A 14,810-nucleotide genomic window follows, 5' to 3' on the forward strand; every position below is an offset into this window, starting at 1 on the left:
TGGGTTCGTGGCTAGCAGTAGACGATATGGTTACGCTTTTCAAGCAACTCCTTTGTTTTCAAGGGATTGCTCAGAGTTGCCGTGTACGATATGGCTGACAAAATCACGATACTGTATCCGGCCCGGGGAGCCAACATTTTCAAAGACTTAAGGTACTCGGCTAACCGACGACTATTCGGTTGCATCCGGCATATGCACGCATAGTGCGCTTGCCCAGCCGAAAACAAGCAATCCTTGATTCCTGGCGGTTTCCTGCAACTATTGCCCTAATCCATGTCAAATGGATGCAATGGGGGCATTGGACCATGGTGAGGTATCGGCTTGCAGGGCACGCCCTGGCTCTCTTGGCTGCTCACGCCTTCATCTCCGATGGTCGCGCCAATGACGCGGCAATGCCGGTCGCGGCAGACGCGCGGGTGTCTCACCTGCTCGACCGCTCCGACATGGCGCGAGCCTATTCAGGCGAATCGGACCTTGTGACCGCCTACACGACGGGAATGGCGCGCAATCGTCTCAATCTGACCGCGCGTGGCGGGGAAAACGACCTTGCGGTCCCGCTCGAGCCAAGGCTCCTGCGCGCGGAATTCCGTGCGCGAACGTGGCGGGCGGCGGACGGCAGCCTGTTGCAGGGTTTTGCCGGCACGGGCGGCTTCCGGCTGACGACCGGAAATTGCCTTGCCCGCATCTGCTCCGCCAGCGAATGCAGCGATGACGGTTGGCCGGTCTACAAATGCAGCGACGGCCGCAAACGCAAGATGTCGGTCGCCGACTTCGTGACGGCAGTCTTCGACGGCGTCCCCTACCGGCGATTGAGCGCCCCTCCTCCCAAGGAGTAACGCCGCACATCAGTGCCATGAGCGACAATACCGGGCACGGGTGAAGCGATTGAGGCCTGAGGCGCTGGGCAGGCAAAACGGGGCAATGATTTGAGCGACACCCCGTGGCGCTACGCAAGGGCCGAAGGGCCGGCTTACGCGATCGCGCAATAATCAATCCGGCGGACTTTGCTATGCTTGGCTCAGCGGCGGTCTTGACGCCGCGTGGCCGGCGCTCCCAGGCAACCCCCAATCTCCCCGCCCCCTGCGGCGCCGGCCATCCTCGAAAAGCGGCGATCGATCGATCGGACCGATTTCAGATTCCGTATCCCTGACGGTGGCTTTGCGACCCAAGTCCTGTTCGGTTCTGCCTGCGAGAGGCGCTTGCGCGCGCATGCCCGCCGGGCGATGGTGCAACCGTGTCTTTGGGAGGAACCATGCGAAACATCCTGGCATCGGCGCTGCTGCTTTGCGCCGCGCTCTGCGCAGACACCGCCGCGGCGCTGGACAGCAGCGGAACGCCGGTCGTCGTGACGCCGCTTGCCGATCGCACCGAGACGGCCTCGGGCCAGCCGATCACGCTGCCGCAGAAAAACGTCCAGGTCCTGGTTTCGACCTTCGACATTGCGGTGGGCGCGACCTTGCCGGTGCACAAGCATCCGTTTCCCCGCTACGCCTATGTGCAGGCGGGAACGCTTCAAGTGACGAATGTCGAGACCGGCAAGAGCAACACCTACAAGACGGGCGATTTCATCATCGAGATGATCGGCCAGTGGCACCAGGCCACCAATGTCGGCGACGGCCCGGTCAAGCTTTTGGTCATCGACCAGGTCGAGCAAGGCGCCAAGAACACGGTGCTGCGCCAGTAGCCACGCTTAGAGCGGTTCGGCTTTTGATGGAACTGGCGAACCGCTCTAAGGGGTTTGTTTCCACGCAGTTCCGGACGGAAAACCGCTGCGCACTTTTCCTGGAACTGCTTTAGCCCCAGGCACCGACCGGCTGTCTGGTGGCGGCGTTGAGGCGGTTGAACGCATTGATGAGCGCGATCTGGACCACCAGCGCGGCCAGCCCTTTCTCGTCATAGTGCCGGGCGGCCTCGTCCCATACATCGTCGGGCACCGCATCGGAGCGGTCGCTCAACCGGGTCGTGGCCTCAGTCAGCGCAAGGGCGGCGCGTTCGGCATCGTTGAAATAAGGCGTTTTGCGCCAGGCGGAGACGGCGAAGATGCGTTCGTCCTTTTCACCGGCCTTCTTCAGTTCGCGCGCATGCATGTCGACGCAGACGCTGCAGCTGTTGATCTGGCTGGCACGCAGGTGCACGAGCTTGCGCGTCACATAAGGCACATCGGCAGCTTCGGTCGACTTGTCCAGCGCCAGCAGCGCCTGCAAGGCGCCGGGAATGAGCATCACCGGGTTTTTCAGTCGTGCTTGCATGATTGGTCTCCTTCAAATCGGTTTCGGCAGGGCTGTCGTCGGCCGCGAAATCAATAACCAATTGGCTATGGATTATCCATAACTAGTTGGTTATGGATATGTCAAGCGGTGTCTGGCCCTGAATAGGCGCCCCACTGTCGCGTGTGGACCGATCATTGCTGCTTTAACGACGGCAGGCCCGATGCTAGGGCTGGCCGTCTGCAATCATGAACGGATCGTCCTCTTGGCCAGAAATGCTCGCCTGCCCCTGATCGAACTTTGCGTCGAAGGCATTGATGGCCTGCTCGCAGCGCAAGCTGCCGGCGCCGACCGGGTCGAACTCTGCGCCAGCCTGGTCGAAGGCGGCATCACGCCGAGCCTCGGCACCGTGCGCGCGGCACTCGAGCTTGCGACCGTTCCGTTCCACGTCATCGTGCGGCCGCGCGGCGGTGACTTTCTCTACAGCGAGACCGAATACCGTTCGATGCTGGCCGATGTCAGCGCGCTCCGCGATCTCGGCGCCGCCGGTGTCGTCGTCGGCTGCCTCAATGCGGACGGCAGCATCGACGAGCAGCGCATGAGCGGGCTGGTGCAGGCGGCCGGCTCGCTCAATGTCACCTGCCACCGCGCCTTCGACATGACGCGCGATCCGGTCGAGGCGCTTGAAGCCCTGATCCGCAGCAAGGTCGGCCGCGTGCTGACCAGCGGCCAACGCGACACGGCGCTGGAAGGAGCGGACCTGCTGGCCGAACTTGTCCGGCAGGCTGGCGACCGCATCATCATTCTCGGCTGCGGCGCGCTCGCCCCCGACAACATCGCCGAGGTGCTCGAGAAAACCGGGCTGAGCGAAATGCATTTCGCCGCGCTCACCGACGTGCCGAGCGCAATGGCCTACCGCAATCCGCATGTCGGCATGGGCGGCGCCGACCTCGACCGCGAATACCGCACCACCATCACCGATGAGGCGCTGGTGGCGGCGACCATCGCGGCTGCCAGACCATGAGCGCAGCTTTGCCGATAGACCGGGTCTTGCTCGAGGACGAACCTGCCATACTGACGCTCAACAACGAGCATGCGGCCGAACTGTCATGGCTCGAACCCGGGCGGCTGTCCTTCCTGATCGGCGAGGCATTCTATACGCGCCGCATCGGCGCGCTCGAAGCCTTCATCATGACCTTCGACCAGGATGCCCAATACGACAGCCCGAACTTCCTCTGGTTCCGCGAGCGCTACCAGCGCTTCGTCTATGTCGACCGCGTCGTCGTCGCGGCGCAGGCACGCGGCCGCGGCCATGCCCGCCGGCTGTATGAGGATCTGTTCGACCACGTTTCGCGCGCCGGCCACACCATCGTCACTTGCGAGGTGAATGCCGAGCCGCCAAATCCGGCCTCGGATGCCTTCCACGCCGCGCTCGGCTTTGCCGAGGTCGGCGATGCGGTGATCCATGGCGGCAAGAAGGCAGTGCGCTACTACGCCAGGCAGATCACCGGCTAACGCGGCATCAACCGATACTGGCGCCATAAACAAGCCAAGGCTAAAGTAGCCGCTTCCGCCATCCGGGGCGAAACACCATGCCGAGCAACGTCTTCCGCTTCGACGAAAGCTGGGACATTCCTGAGGCGACGCCGCAAGAGGTGTGGGAGGTGCTTTCCGACGCCGAACTGCTGCCGCTCTGGTGGGGCGACGTCTACAAGGAGGTCGTGCCGCTCGACAGCAAGGGCAAGGGCGTGGTCGGCTCGCGGGCCAAGGCCCGGGCGCGCGGCGCCCTGCCCTACGAGCTGAACTTCATCGTCGAGGCAGCCGAGCTCGAACCGGGACGGCTGGTGGTGGTGAAGACTTTTGGCGATTTCGACGGGGTCTGGCGAGCGGAACTGTCGCCATCCGGGACCGGCACCCACGTCAAGCTGATCTGGCAGGTCACGGTGCTGAGGCCGATCCTGAAATTCCTCGCGCCGCTGCTGCGGCCCGCCTTTGCCTGGAATCATCGCTGGACGACACCGCGCGGCGAAGCCGGCCTGCGCCGCTATCTGGCGCAGAAGCGGGCATGGCGGCACGATCACGCCCTATAGCACCCTTGCAGCCCAGCCATTCACGCATGATGGCGAGTCGAAAACCGATGAAAAAGGGGCCGTGAAGGCCCCTTTTCTATGCCATGAGATCGCAAGTGATCAGGCGTTGGCAGCGGCCACCGCGCGCTTGGCCATCACCGCCACCAGATTGGCGCGGTATTCAGCCGAGGCATGGAGGTCGGTCATCAAATTCTTCGCCGGCACTTTCACGCCATCGAGCGCCGCGGCCGAAAAATTCTTCGCCAGTGCCGCCTCGATCTCCTTGGAGCGGAAGACGCCGTCGTCGCCGGCACCGGTGACCGCGACGCTGACGCCGTCCTTGCCCTTGGCGACAAACACACCGACGATCGCGTAGCGCGATGCCGGATTGCGGAACTTTTCATAGGCAGCCTTGGCCGGCGCAGCGAAGCTCACCGCGGTGATGATCTCGCCGTCCTTCAGCGCCGTCTCGAACAGGCCCGTGAAGAATTTGGCGGCTGATATCTCGCGCTTGTTGGTGACGATGGTTGCGCCCAGCGCCAGCAATGCCGCCGGATAGTCGGCGGCCGGATCATTGTTGGCGACCGAGCCGCCGATCGTGCCCTTGTAGCGCACCGCCGGGTCGCCGATCAGCGAAGCCATGTGGGCGAGCGCCGGGCACACCTTCATCAGCTTCTCATCGCTGGCGACGTCGTAATGCGTCGTGGCGGCGCCGATGTTGACGGTCTTGCCCGACACCTTGACGCCCTGCAGCTCCTTGATCCGCGAAAGATCGACAAGGTCGGAGGGTGCGGCGAGCCGCGTCTTCATCGCCGGGATCAGCGTCATGCCGCCCGACAACAGCTTGGCATCGCCGCTCTTGACCAGCTTGGCGGCGTCGGCGACCGAGGTGGCGCGGTGGTAATTGACCGAATACATGGCTGTTCCTCCTCACTGCTTCGTCGTCGCGCGGATCGCTGCCCAGACCGTGGACGGCGATGCCGGCATGGCAATGTCGGTGATGCCGATGGCGTCGGTGATGGCGTTGATGACCGCCGGCGGCGATCCGATGGCGCCCGCCTCGCCGCAGCCCTTGATGCCGAGCGGATTGCTCGGGCACGGCGTGTTCGAGGTCGAGACCTTGAACGACGGCAGGTCGCCGGCGCGCGGCATGGTGTAGTCCATGTAGCTCGCCGTCAGCAATTGTCCGCCGGCGTCATAATGCGCGCCTTCCAGCAGGGCCTGGCCGATGCCCTGGGCGATGCCGCCATGCACCTGACCCTCGACGATCATCGGGTTGATGATGTTGCCGAAATCGTCCGCCGCGACGAACTGGACGATCTCGGTCGTGCCGGTTTCCGGATCGATCTCGACCTCGCAGATGTAGCAGCCTGCCGGGAAAGTGAAATTCGCCGGATCGTAGAACGCCGTCTCCTTCAGCCCGGGCTCCATGCCACTTGGCAGATTATGGGCGGTGTAGGCGGCGAGCGCCATCTGGAACCACGGTATGTTCTTGTCGGTGCCGGCTACCTTCAGCGCCCCGTTCTCGATGACGATGTCGCCCTCGTCGGCTTCGAGCAAATGGGCGGCGATCTTCTTGGCCTTGGCCTCGACCTTGTCCAACGCCTTGGCGATGGCCGACATGCCGACGGCGCCCGAGCGTGAGCCATAGGTGCCCATGCCCATCTGCACCTTGTCGGTGTCGCCATGGACGATCGAAACGCTGTCGATCGGCACACCAAAGCGCTCATTGACCAGTTGCGCAAAGGTCGTCTCGTGGCCCTGGCCGTGGCTGTGCGAACCGGTCAGCACCTCGATCGTGCCGACGGCGTTGACCCGCACCTCGGCCGATTCCCAAAGGCCGACACCGGCGCCGAGCGAGCCGACCGCCGCCGACGGCGCGATGCCGCAGGCCTCGATGTAGCAGCTCATGCCGATGCCGCGCAGCAGCCCCTTCTTGGCGGCGGCTGCCTTGCGCTTGGCAAAGCCGGCATAGTCGGACGCCTTCGTAGCTGCGTCGAGCGAGGCGGCATAGTCGCCGGCGTCGTAATTCATGATCACCGGTGTCTGGTGCGGGAAGGAGGTGATGAAGTTCGTGCGCCGCAGTTCCGCCGGCGACACGCGAAGTTCGCGCGCCGCCGCCTCCATGGTGCGCTCGAGCAGATAAGTGGCTTCCGGCCGCCCTGCCCCGCGATAGGCGTCGACGGGCGCGGTGTTCGTATAGACCGTGCGCACATTGGCGTGGATTGCCGGGATGTCGTACTGGCCCGACAGCAGCGTCGCATAGAGATAGGTCGGCACGCAGGACGAGAACAGCGACATGTAGGCGCCGAGATTGGCGATGGTGTCGACTTTCAGACCGGTTATCCGGTTGTTTTTGTCGAAGGCCATCTCCACCGTCGAGACATGGTCGCGGCCATGCGCGTCCGACAGAAAACTTTCGGTGCGGTCGGCGACCCATTTGACGGGCACACCGGTCTTCTTTGAAGCCCACAGGCAGACGATCTCTTCCGGATAGATGTAGATCTTGGAACCGAAGCCGCCGCCGACATCGGGCGCAATGACGCGCAATTTGTTTTCCGGCGCGATGTTGTAGAAAGCGCTCATCACCAACCGCGCGACATGCGGGTTCTGCGACGTCGTCCAGCAGGTATAGTGGTCCTCGGCCTTGTCGTAATGGCCAAGGGCGGCGCGAGGCTCCATGGCGTTGGGCACCAGCCGGTTGTTGACGATCTTCATGCGGGTGACGTGGGCGGCAGCCTTGATCGCCGCGTCGGTCGCCTTGGCGTCGCCGATCTCCCAGTCGAAGATCAGATTGTTCTCGGCCTCCGGGTGGAGCTGCGGCGCGCCTTTTTCGAGCGCCTTTGTCGCATCGACGACGGCTTTCAGTTCCTTGTAGGTGATCTCGACCGCTTCGGCCGCGTCGCGCGCCTGGCCCTTGGTTTCCGCGACCACGATGACGACCGCATCGCCGACATAGCGGACCTTGTCGACGGCGAGCGGCGACCAGGCGCCCATCTTCATCGGCGAGCCGTCCTTGGAATGGATCATCCAGCCGCAGATGAGATTGCCGATGCCGTCGGCCTTGAGCTCCTTGCCGGTCAGCACGCCGACAACGCCGGGCATGGCTTGGGCCTTCTTGACGTCGATCTTCTTGATCTGCGCATGCGCGTGCGGGCTGCGCACGAAGGCCGCATGCTTCATGCCGGGAACCACCATGTCGTCGACATAGCGGCCGGCGCCGGTGATGAACCTCTTGTCTTCCTTGCGCGCGACCCGCGCGCCAACACCTTCAATGCCCATCAGAAATTCCTCCGAATTTAGGTGTGTAGGCAGTAGGGACTAGGCAGTAGGGGAAAGGGCTCTCGGTTCCGTATGGCCGTTTGCCCTACTCCCCAACTGCCTACTCCAATTCCCTTAAGCAGCTTGCTTCGCCTTGCCCTTGGCTCCCTTGGCCATCGTCTTCGATGCGGCGAGAATCGCCTTGACGATGTTGTGGTAGCCGGTGCAGCGGCAGATGTTGCCTTCCAGTTCGGCGCGTACCGTTGCCTCGTCGAGGCCTTCCGGATGGCGTGCGATCATGTCGGTCGCGGTCATGATCATGCCGGGCGTGCAGAAGCCGCATTGCAGGCCGTGATGTTCCTTGAACGCCGCCTGCACCGGATGGAGGTCCGCGCCGTTTGCCAGCCCTTCGATCGTCACGATGTTCGACCCGGAGGCCTGCACCGCGAGCATCGAGCACGACTTCACCGCCTTGCCGTCGACATGCACGACGCAGGCGCCGCATTGCGAGGTATCGCAGCCGACATGCGTCCCGGTGAGGCCGAGATTTTCCCGCAAGAAATGAACCAGCAGCGTCCGGTCTTCGGCCGTGCCGCTGACCCGCTTGCCGTTCACCATCAACGATACGTCCGACATGAAACCTCCCTGGGTAATTTACCTTGGTCGTCCCGGCGCCGGTGTTGCCCGGACGCTGCGGATATCGGCCTATTCCTATACCGCACAAAGCACGGGAAAAAGTGCCTTGCGCCCTCCACGACGCGAGAATGCAGTTCGTCCGAAACGCCGCATATTGTACTTTCGGTCACGCCTGACGGGGCCCGCCCATTGCCAAAGCGACCCCCGAAGACAACAATGCCCTGCAACGCCTGCGTGCCAGACAAGCACAAGAACGCGTTGGAGGACCTGCAGGAGGAAGGCAGCTGGCCAGTTCGAGCACGCGCTACGCATGCGGCCTCTCGGCGCTCACCACGGATGAGTCCGACGCCAACGCTTTCGCCCAGGCCATCGCGGCGGAAGCGGCAGCCATCGACGCCGGCTTCGCGCTGCTGTTCTTCTCCCAGAGCCTGGTCGACGCGACAGCCCTGTCCCAGGCGCTGAAGGCGCATGCGCCTTCGCTTGCCTATGCCGGCTGTTCGACCGCCGGCGAGATCACGCCGCAAGGTCTGGAGGAAGGCCACATCCTTGCCTTGCTGCTGCCTTCGGCGTCGTTTTCGACAGTCAGCATCATGGTCGACAACCTCTCCTCGTCGGGCATGGACAGGATCACCGGTGAGGTCGCCGCGCTCAGGCGCCTGCTGCGCGGCCGCGTCGGGCACGCACTGGCCAAGGGAACCTTCGCACTGTGCTTCATCGACGGCCTCTCCTATGCCGAGGAAGCAGTGACCTCGGCGATCCATTGGGGGCTGGACGACATTCCGCTGATCGGCGGCTCGGCCGGCGACGATCTGAAATTCGAGACGACCAGGCTGATCTCGAACGGCAAGGTCACCTCCGACAGCGCGATTATTGTTTTGATCACCACGGAAATTCCGTTCCACGTCTTCAAGACCGACAATTTCATCCCCACCGACGAGAAGCTGGTGGTGACCGCGTCCGATCCCGATCACCGCATCGTGCGCGAGTTCAACGCCATCAACGCCGCGGAGGAATACGCCGCTTCGGTCGGCATCATCCCGCAGACGCTGACACCGCTCAGCTTCGCCTCGCATCCGGTGGTGGTGAAGGTCGGCGGCGAGTATTATTGCCGCTCGATCCAGAGGATGCATGCCGACGGCTCGCTGTCGTTTTTCTGCGCCATCGACGACGGCGTCGTGCTGTCCATCGCCCAGCCGAAGAACATGGTGGAAGCGACGCGCGCCGCCCTCAGGGACGTCGAGGAAAAGCTCGGCGGCATCGACATGATCCTCGGTTTCGACTGCGTGCTGCGAAGGCTCGACGCCCGCAACCGCCAGGTCTTTCGCGACATTTCGGAACTCTACAGGGTCAACAACGTCATCGGCTTCGGCACCTATGGCGAACAGTACCGGTCGATGCATCTGAACCAGACCTTTACCGGCATCGCCTTCGGCGAGCGCCAGGCGGCAGAATAGGATCTTTTCTACATGCCGCTGAGAGACATCAACGACCTGGAGAAGCTGAAGAAGATCAACGCAGCCCTGGTCAGCCGCGTCGAGCGCTCGATGGACCAGCAGGGCAATGCCTTCTCGCTGTTCCAGACCGCGATTTCGCTGGAGAACCGGGTGCGCACGCGCACCGAGGAATTGCACTCGACCTTGCGCCGGCTCGAACAGTCGAACATCGACCTCAGCGCCGCCAAGGAAACCGCCGAACTGGCGAACCTCTCCAAGACCAGGTTCCTGGCCGCCGCCAGCCATGACGTGCTGCAGCCGCTGAACGCCGCCCACCTCTCGGTCTCGGCGCTGGCCGAACTGCAGACCAGCGACGAAGGCAGGAAACTGGTGCGGCAGGTCGAGCGCTCGCTGGAGACAATGGAAGACCTGTTGCGCACGCTGCTCGACATCTCCAAGCTCGACGCCGGCGTGGTGCAGCCCGACATCGGCGACGTCAGCCTGGAGACGCTGTTTTCCTCGCTGCGCTCGGATTTCCTGCCCGTCGCCGAGCTGAAGGGCCTGACGCTGAAATTCCGGCCGGTGAACGCCGTAGTGCGTTCCGACCGCACGCTGCTGCGCCGCATCCTGCAGAACATCTTGTCCAATGCGCTGCGCTACACCCGCTCCGGCGGTGTGCTGGTCGGTACCAGGCATCGTGGCGACACCATCCGCATCGACGTCGCCGACACCGGCTGCGGCATCCCCGACGACCAGCGCGAGGCGGTGTTCGAGGAATTCCACCGCGGCGGCACCGCACTCACCGATACCGGGTTTTCCGGCGGCGGGCTAGGATTGGGTCTCGCGATCGTGCGCCGCATGGCGGCAGCGCTTGGCCATCCCGTGACGTTTTCGTCGAAGGTCGGCCGCGGCACGATCTTTCACATCGACGTGCCGGTCGGCATCGGCGCCACGTCTGACACCGTTGCCGGCACCACCGACATGGAGCGGCCGCGCGGCTACGGCCTGTTCGGCACCAAAGTGCTGCTGGTCGAAAACGACGCCGACGTGCTGCAGGCGATGACGTCCCTGCTCGAGCGCTGGCAATGCGTGGTGCGTGCGGCGACCTCGACCGACGATGCGCTCGACATGCTCGGCGATACGGACTGGGTGCCGGACATCGTCATTGCCGACCAGCATCTCGACGGCGGCGACCTCGGCACCGCCACCATCGCCGAGGTCCGCGACTATCTCGGTCGCCCGGTTCCGGCCCTGATCGTCACCGCCGACGCTTCAGAAATTGTCGCCAAGGCCGCCCGCGCCGACGGCATCGAGCTGATGCGCAAACCGCTGAAGCCGGCGCAACTGCGCGCCCTGCTAGCGCATTTGCTGGCTTAGCTCGATGCCCTCCCCTCGATGGGAGGGTAAAAGGCTCAGAACCCAGCCTGGTCGCGAAACAGCTCGGCATTGTCCAGCTTCGACACTTCGATCACCGCTTGCGTGCGGCTGTACACATTGAGCTTGCGCAGGATCTCCGAGACATGCGCCTTGACGGTGGTCTCGCCGACCTGCAGTTCATAGGCGATCTGTTTGTTGAGCATGCCCTGGCGCAGCATCTGCAGCACCCTGAGCTGCTGCGGCGTCAATCTGGACAGGCGCTGCAGCATGTCGGCGCGGTCGGCGCTGTCGGCGTCGGGCGGCTGGCCCTCATAGGTTTCGGGCACATAGATCGCGCCATCCATCACCGAACGGATGGCGGCGGCGAGGTCGCTCTTGCGCGCCGATTTCGGGATGAAACCGGCAGCCCCATAAGACAGTGCCTCGGAGATGATCCTCGGCTCTTCATAGCCCGAGACGATGACCACCGGCAGACGCGGATGGCGGGTCCTGAGCTGCAGCAGTCCGTCGAAGCCATGCACGTCGGGCATGCTGAGGTCGAGCAGCGCAAGGTCGAACAGTTTTGCGCCGGCCAGCAGATCGAGCGCCTCGGCGATCGAGCGCGCCTCGACCGTATCGACATCCGGATAGGCCATCTGCACGGCGCTGTGCAGCGCCTCGCGAAACAGCGGATGGTCGTCGATGATCAGAAACCGGGCGCGATCGTTGACTGCGGTCATGGTGAGGTCGCTTCACTTCGCTCAGAATAGGATAATCCGGCGACCATGGCCAGATTATTGCAAGATAGTACATCGCCATATTTGGCTGGCGCTTGCCCGGCCGTGCAAATCGGCCGAATGTGCCGGCAAACAAAACCATAGCTTTGGCAGAGACCGGTGCATGACAGAATTCGTCCTCCCCTTGCCCGCAACCCCTTCGGTGGCCGTCGCGGGCTCTGAGGCACGTTTTGCGGTACGCCGCATCTTCCGCGTCGGCCGCAACTACGCGGCGCATGCGCGCGAACTCGGCAATGACGAGCGCGACCCGCCCTTCTTCACCAAGCCGGCCGACGCGATGGTCGATTCCGGCACGACCATTCCCTACCCGCCGCTGACCAAAAACCTGCACCACGGGCCAGACCATCACCGGCGGCGTCGACGGAATCGGCATGATCGCAGTAACCATCGGCCAGCCGATAGCGTGATCCGATGAGCGACCTCGTCCTTCACAACTACTACCGTTCCTCCACCTCCTATCGGGTGCGGATCGCGCTGGAGATGAAGGGCCTGACCTATGATTATGTGCCGCATCATCTACGCCATGGCGAGCATCTGGAGCCGGCCTATCTCGCGGTCAATCCGCAAGGGCTGGTGCCGGCGCTGATCCTGGGCGACGGCACGCTTTTGACGCAGTCGCTGGCGATCATCGAATATCTGGACGAGACGAAGCCCGAACCGCCGCTTCTGCCGAAGGATGCTCTCGGCCGGGCGCGCGTCAGGATGCTGGCGCAGATGATCGCCTGCGACATCCATCCGGTGAACAATCTGCGCGTGCTGACTTCGCTGCGCACGCTGTTCGGCGCCGGCGACCAGGATGTCGTCAACTGGTTCCGGCACTGGGTGAACGAAGGTTTCCAACCACTTGAGAAGATTCTGGCCTCGTCGCCCGAGACCGGCACATTCTGTCACGGCGATACGCCGGGGCTGGCCGACATCTGCTTGGTCGCCCAGGTCACCAACAATGCCCGCTTCGGCGTCGACATGACGCCCTACCCCACGATCTCGCGCATTCATTCCGCCTGCATGGCGCTGCCGGCCTTTCAGAAGGCGGCGCCAGAGAATCAGATAGACGCGGAATAGCCGCATAAGATCGGGGCAGAGCATGGGAGTTGCCGATGAAAGCCGTCGTCTTCGAGAAATTCGGCGAGGCGCCGACGATCCAGACCGTGCCCGACCCGAAGCCGGCGCCGGAAGGCGTCGTCATCAAGGTCGAGGCGACCGGGCTTTGCCGCAGCGACTGGCACGGCTGGATGGGCCATGACGACGGCATCACGCTGCCGCATGTGCCGGGCCACGAACTGGCCGGCGTCGTCGTTGCCGCAGGCAAGCGGGTGACCCGCTGGAAGGCCGGGGAGCGTGTCACCGTGCCCTTTGCCGTCGGCTGCGGCCGCTGCTTCGAATGCAATTCGGGCAATCACCAGGTCTGCGAGCACCAGACGCAGCCGGGTTTCACCGCCTGGGGTTCGTTCGCCGAATATGTCGCCATCGACCATGCCGACACCAACCTCGTGCGCCTGCCGGACGAAATGGACTTCGCCACAGCCGCCAGCCTCGGCTGCCGCTTTGTCACCTCGTTCCGCGCCATCGTCGACCAGGGCCGGGTGACGCCAGGTGAATGGGTGGCCGTGCATGGCTGCGGCGGCGTCGGCCTGTCGGCGATCATGATCGCCAGCTCGATGGGCGCCAATGTGATTGCCATCGACCTCACCGACGAGAAGCTGGACTTCGCCAAAAAGATCGGCGCAGTGGCGACGATCAATGCCGCGACAACGCCGAATGTGGTCAAGGCGGTCAAGCAGATCACCAATGGCGGTGCGCATATGTCGATGGACGCGCTCGGCCATCCGACGACCTCGTTCAACTCGATCGCCAATCTGCGCCGGCGCGGCCGTCACGTGCAGGTCGGCCTGATGCTCGCCGAGCATGCCAGGCCGCAGGTGCCGATGGACAAGGTAATCGCGTTCGAACTCGAGATCCTCGGCAGCCACGGCATGCAGGCCTACCGCTATCCGGCGATGATGGAGATGATCCGGACCGGCAAGCTGAAGCCCGAACTGCTGGTCGGCAAGAAGATCAGCCTCGAGGAGGCGCCCGCCGCGCTGATGGCGATGGGCGGCTTCGAAGGCATCGGCATCGGCGTGGTGACGAAATTTTAGCTGCGGCCGGCACTATCACCCAACAGTCGCGGGTCGCGGCGCTTCCTGCTTGGCAAACTTCTTCGCTCCGAACACGCACAAGACCACGCCGAGCGTGACGACAATCATCAGCGGGCTCACCTGTTCATGCAGCAGCGTTGCCGCCAGCGCGAGGCCGAAGAAGGGCTGCAACAACTGCAACTGCCCGACCGCGGCGATGCCGCCTTGCGCCAGGCCGCGATACCAGAAGACGAAGCCGATCAGCATGCTGAACAGCGAGACATAGGCGAGGCCGATCCAGGCGGCGTTGCCGACACCATCAAGTGACGCCGGCATGGTGATCAGTGTCAGCGCCAGCATGACCGGCAGTGACAGCACCAGTGCCCAGCAGATCACCTGCCAGCCGCCGAGCTTGCGTGACAGAGCGGCACCCTCTGCATAGCCGAGGCCGCAGACGATGATGGCGGCAAGCATCAGACCGTCGCCCACCGCCGAGGCCGTCACGCCTTGCGTCAGGGCAAAGCCCGCAACGAGCGCGCTGCCCAGGCACGAGAACAGCCAGAACGCCGGGCGCGGACGATCGCCACCCCGCAGCACACCGAAGACGCGGTCGCCAGCGGCAGCAGGCCGACGAAGATGATGGAATGGGCCGTGGTGACGTGCTTCAGCGCCAAGGCGGTCAGCAGAGGAAAGCCGACAACGACGCCAAGCGCCACGATCACCAGCGACAGCAGATCGCCGCGCTCCGGACGTTTCTGCCGGAACAGGAGCAGCAATGCCAGACCAAGCAGTCCGGCAATCGCCGCTCGGGCCGACGTCAAGAATGTCGGGTCGAAATCCATCACCGCCACGCGCGTCGCAGGCAGCGAGCCGCTGAAGATCAGCACGCCGATGAAGCCGTTCACCCAGCCATTCAAACTTCTGTCCATGATCT

At 63.7% G+C, this 14,810-nt stretch carries 14 protein-coding genes and 2 pseudogenes; 10 read left to right on the top strand and 6 right to left on the bottom strand.

Annotation, left to right across the window (positions count from 1 at the left end; genetic code table 11):
* Positions 1–305 precede the first annotated feature (305 nt).
* Together DH08_RS33675 and DH08_RS33680 are read left to right on the top strand one after the other, a co-directional pair.
* The gene (locus DH08_RS33675; RefSeq protein WP_246801193.1) at positions 306–836 is read left to right on the top strand and encodes a hypothetical protein; all 531 of its coding nucleotides are present in this window, start codon (positions 306–308) and stop codon (positions 834–836) included.
* 416 nt (positions 837–1,252) lie between these two features.
* Entirely contained in the window at positions 1,253–1,684 is a 432-nt protein-coding gene (locus DH08_RS33680; protein WP_192183520.1) for a cupin domain-containing protein, read from the top strand.
* Between the two features lie 109 nt (positions 1,685–1,793).
* Here the strand turns inward: DH08_RS33680 and DH08_RS33685 are convergent, their stop codons facing one another.
* Entirely contained in the window at positions 1,794–2,249 is a 456-nt protein-coding gene (locus DH08_RS33685; RefSeq protein ID WP_192183521.1) for a carboxymuconolactone decarboxylase family protein, read from the bottom strand.
* A gap of 181 nt (positions 2,250–2,430) precedes the next feature.
* On the opposite strand from DH08_RS33685, the gene DH08_RS33690 reads away from it, so the two are divergent.
* From DH08_RS33690 to DH08_RS33700, 3 genes are all read left to right on the top strand, one after another.
* Positions 2,431–3,231, top strand: coding sequence for a copper homeostasis protein CutC (locus tag DH08_RS33690; protein ID WP_192183522.1), 801 nt, complete (start codon positions 2,431–2,433; stop codon positions 3,229–3,231).
* Positions 3,228–3,722, top strand: a complete 495-nt coding sequence (locus DH08_RS33695) for a GNAT family N-acetyltransferase (RefSeq protein ID WP_192183523.1) — start codon at positions 3,228–3,230, stop codon at positions 3,720–3,722. The genes DH08_RS33690 and DH08_RS33695 overlap by 4 nt, the downstream gene beginning before the upstream one ends.
* Before the next feature lie 77 nt (positions 3,723–3,799).
* The gene (locus DH08_RS33700) at positions 3,800–4,297 is read left to right on the top strand and encodes an SRPBCC family protein (protein ID WP_192183524.1); all 498 of its coding nucleotides are present in this window, start codon (positions 3,800–3,802) and stop codon (positions 4,295–4,297) included.
* A gap of 99 nt (positions 4,298–4,396) precedes the next feature.
* Here DH08_RS33700 and DH08_RS33705 read toward each other — a convergent pair whose 3' ends face one another.
* From DH08_RS33705 to DH08_RS33715, 3 genes are all read right to left on the bottom strand, one after another.
* On the bottom strand, positions 4,397–5,194 hold the full coding sequence (locus tag DH08_RS33705; RefSeq protein WP_192183525.1) for an FAD binding domain-containing protein: 798 nt from the start codon (positions 5,192–5,194) through the stop codon (positions 4,397–4,399).
* 12 nt (positions 5,195–5,206) lie between these two features.
* On the bottom strand, positions 5,207–7,558 hold the full coding sequence (locus DH08_RS33710) for a xanthine dehydrogenase family protein molybdopterin-binding subunit (RefSeq protein ID WP_192183526.1): 2,352 nt from the start codon (positions 7,556–7,558) through the stop codon (positions 5,207–5,209).
* A gap of 114 nt (positions 7,559–7,672) precedes the next feature.
* Entirely contained in the window at positions 7,673–8,173 is a 501-nt protein-coding gene (locus tag DH08_RS33715; RefSeq protein WP_040583100.1) for a (2Fe-2S)-binding protein, read from the bottom strand.
* Between the two features lie 458 nt (positions 8,174–8,631).
* On the opposite strand from DH08_RS33715, the gene DH08_RS33720 reads away from it, so the two are divergent.
* Together DH08_RS33720 and DH08_RS33725 are read left to right on the top strand one after the other, a co-directional pair.
* Positions 8,632–9,627, top strand: coding sequence for an FIST N-terminal domain-containing protein (locus DH08_RS33720; protein ID WP_428339782.1), 996 nt, complete (start codon positions 8,632–8,634; stop codon positions 9,625–9,627).
* Between the two features lie 12 nt (positions 9,628–9,639).
* A complete protein-coding gene (locus DH08_RS33725; protein WP_192183527.1) occupies positions 9,640–10,983 on the top strand; it encodes an ATP-binding response regulator in 1,344 nt (447 codons plus the stop codon).
* 35 nt (positions 10,984–11,018) lie between these two features.
* Here DH08_RS33725 and DH08_RS33730 read toward each other — a convergent pair whose 3' ends face one another.
* A complete protein-coding gene (locus DH08_RS33730; protein WP_006203423.1) occupies positions 11,019–11,702 on the bottom strand; it encodes a response regulator in 684 nt (227 codons plus the stop codon).
* 160 nt (positions 11,703–11,862) lie between these two features.
* Here DH08_RS33730 and DH08_RS33735 point away from each other — a divergent pair.
* From DH08_RS33735 to DH08_RS33745, 3 genes and pseudogenes are all read left to right on the top strand, one after another.
* Positions 11,863–12,093 (top strand): annotated as a pseudogene (locus DH08_RS33735) (fumarylacetoacetate hydrolase family protein); the annotation flags it as partial.
* A 77-nt stretch (positions 12,094–12,170) separates the two neighbouring features.
* On the top strand, positions 12,171–12,821 hold the full coding sequence (gene maiA, locus DH08_RS33740) for a maleylacetoacetate isomerase (RefSeq protein ID WP_192183528.1): 651 nt from the start codon (positions 12,171–12,173) through the stop codon (positions 12,819–12,821).
* Between the two features lie 35 nt (positions 12,822–12,856).
* The gene (locus DH08_RS33745) at positions 12,857–13,897 is read left to right on the top strand and encodes a zinc-dependent alcohol dehydrogenase family protein (protein WP_192183529.1); all 1,041 of its coding nucleotides are present in this window, start codon (positions 12,857–12,859) and stop codon (positions 13,895–13,897) included.
* Positions 13,898–13,912: 15 nt separating this feature from the next.
* Here the strand turns inward: DH08_RS33745 and DH08_RS33750 are convergent.
* Positions 13,913–14,805: pseudogene (locus DH08_RS33750) on the bottom strand (DMT family transporter).
* Positions 14,806–14,810: the final 5 nt, after the last annotated feature.

It is taken from the genome of Mesorhizobium amorphae (assembly GCF_014843845.1).
Taxonomy (GTDB): domain Bacteria; phylum Pseudomonadota; class Alphaproteobacteria; order Rhizobiales; family Rhizobiaceae; genus Mesorhizobium; species Mesorhizobium amorphae_A.

What these genes read in the sequence shown, in the direction of transcription:
- DH08_RS33675 (WP_246801193.1), top strand. Translation starts at nt 306, where the DNA reads ATGGTGAGGTATCGGCTTGCAGGGCACGCCCTGGCTCTCTTGGCTGCT.
- DH08_RS33700 (WP_192183524.1), top strand. Translation starts at nt 3,800, where the DNA reads ATGCCGAGCAACGTCTTCCGCTTCGACGAAAGCTGGGACATTCCTGAG.
- DH08_RS33725 (WP_192183527.1), top strand. Translation starts at nt 9,640, where the DNA reads ATGCCGCTGAGAGACATCAACGACCTGGAGAAGCTGAAGAAGATCAAC.
- DH08_RS33680 (WP_192183520.1), top strand. Translation starts at nt 1,253, where the DNA reads ATGCGAAACATCCTGGCATCGGCGCTGCTGCTTTGCGCCGCGCTCTGC.
- DH08_RS33705 (WP_192183525.1), bottom strand. Translation starts at nt 5,194, where the DNA reads ATGTATTCGGTCAATTACCACCGCGCCACCTCGGTCGCCGACGCCGCC.
- DH08_RS33730 (WP_006203423.1), bottom strand. Translation starts at nt 11,702, where the DNA reads ATGACCGCAGTCAACGATCGCGCCCGGTTTCTGATCATCGACGACCAT.
- DH08_RS33690 (WP_192183522.1), top strand. Translation starts at nt 2,431, where the DNA reads ATGCTAGGGCTGGCCGTCTGCAATCATGAACGGATCGTCCTCTTGGCC.
- DH08_RS33685 (WP_192183521.1), bottom strand. Translation starts at nt 2,249, where the DNA reads ATGCAAGCACGACTGAAAAACCCGGTGATGCTCATTCCCGGCGCCTTG.
- DH08_RS33745 (WP_192183529.1), top strand. Translation starts at nt 12,857, where the DNA reads ATGAAAGCCGTCGTCTTCGAGAAATTCGGCGAGGCGCCGACGATCCAG.
- DH08_RS33710 (WP_192183526.1), bottom strand. Translation starts at nt 7,558, where the DNA reads ATGGGCATTGAAGGTGTTGGCGCGCGGGTCGCGCGCAAGGAAGACAAG.
- DH08_RS33715 (WP_040583100.1), bottom strand. Translation starts at nt 8,173, where the DNA reads ATGTCGGACGTATCGTTGATGGTGAACGGCAAGCGGGTCAGCGGCACG.
- DH08_RS33695 (WP_192183523.1), top strand. Translation starts at nt 3,228, where the DNA reads ATGAGCGCAGCTTTGCCGATAGACCGGGTCTTGCTCGAGGACGAACCT.
- maiA (WP_192183528.1), top strand. Translation starts at nt 12,171, where the DNA reads ATGAGCGACCTCGTCCTTCACAACTACTACCGTTCCTCCACCTCCTAT.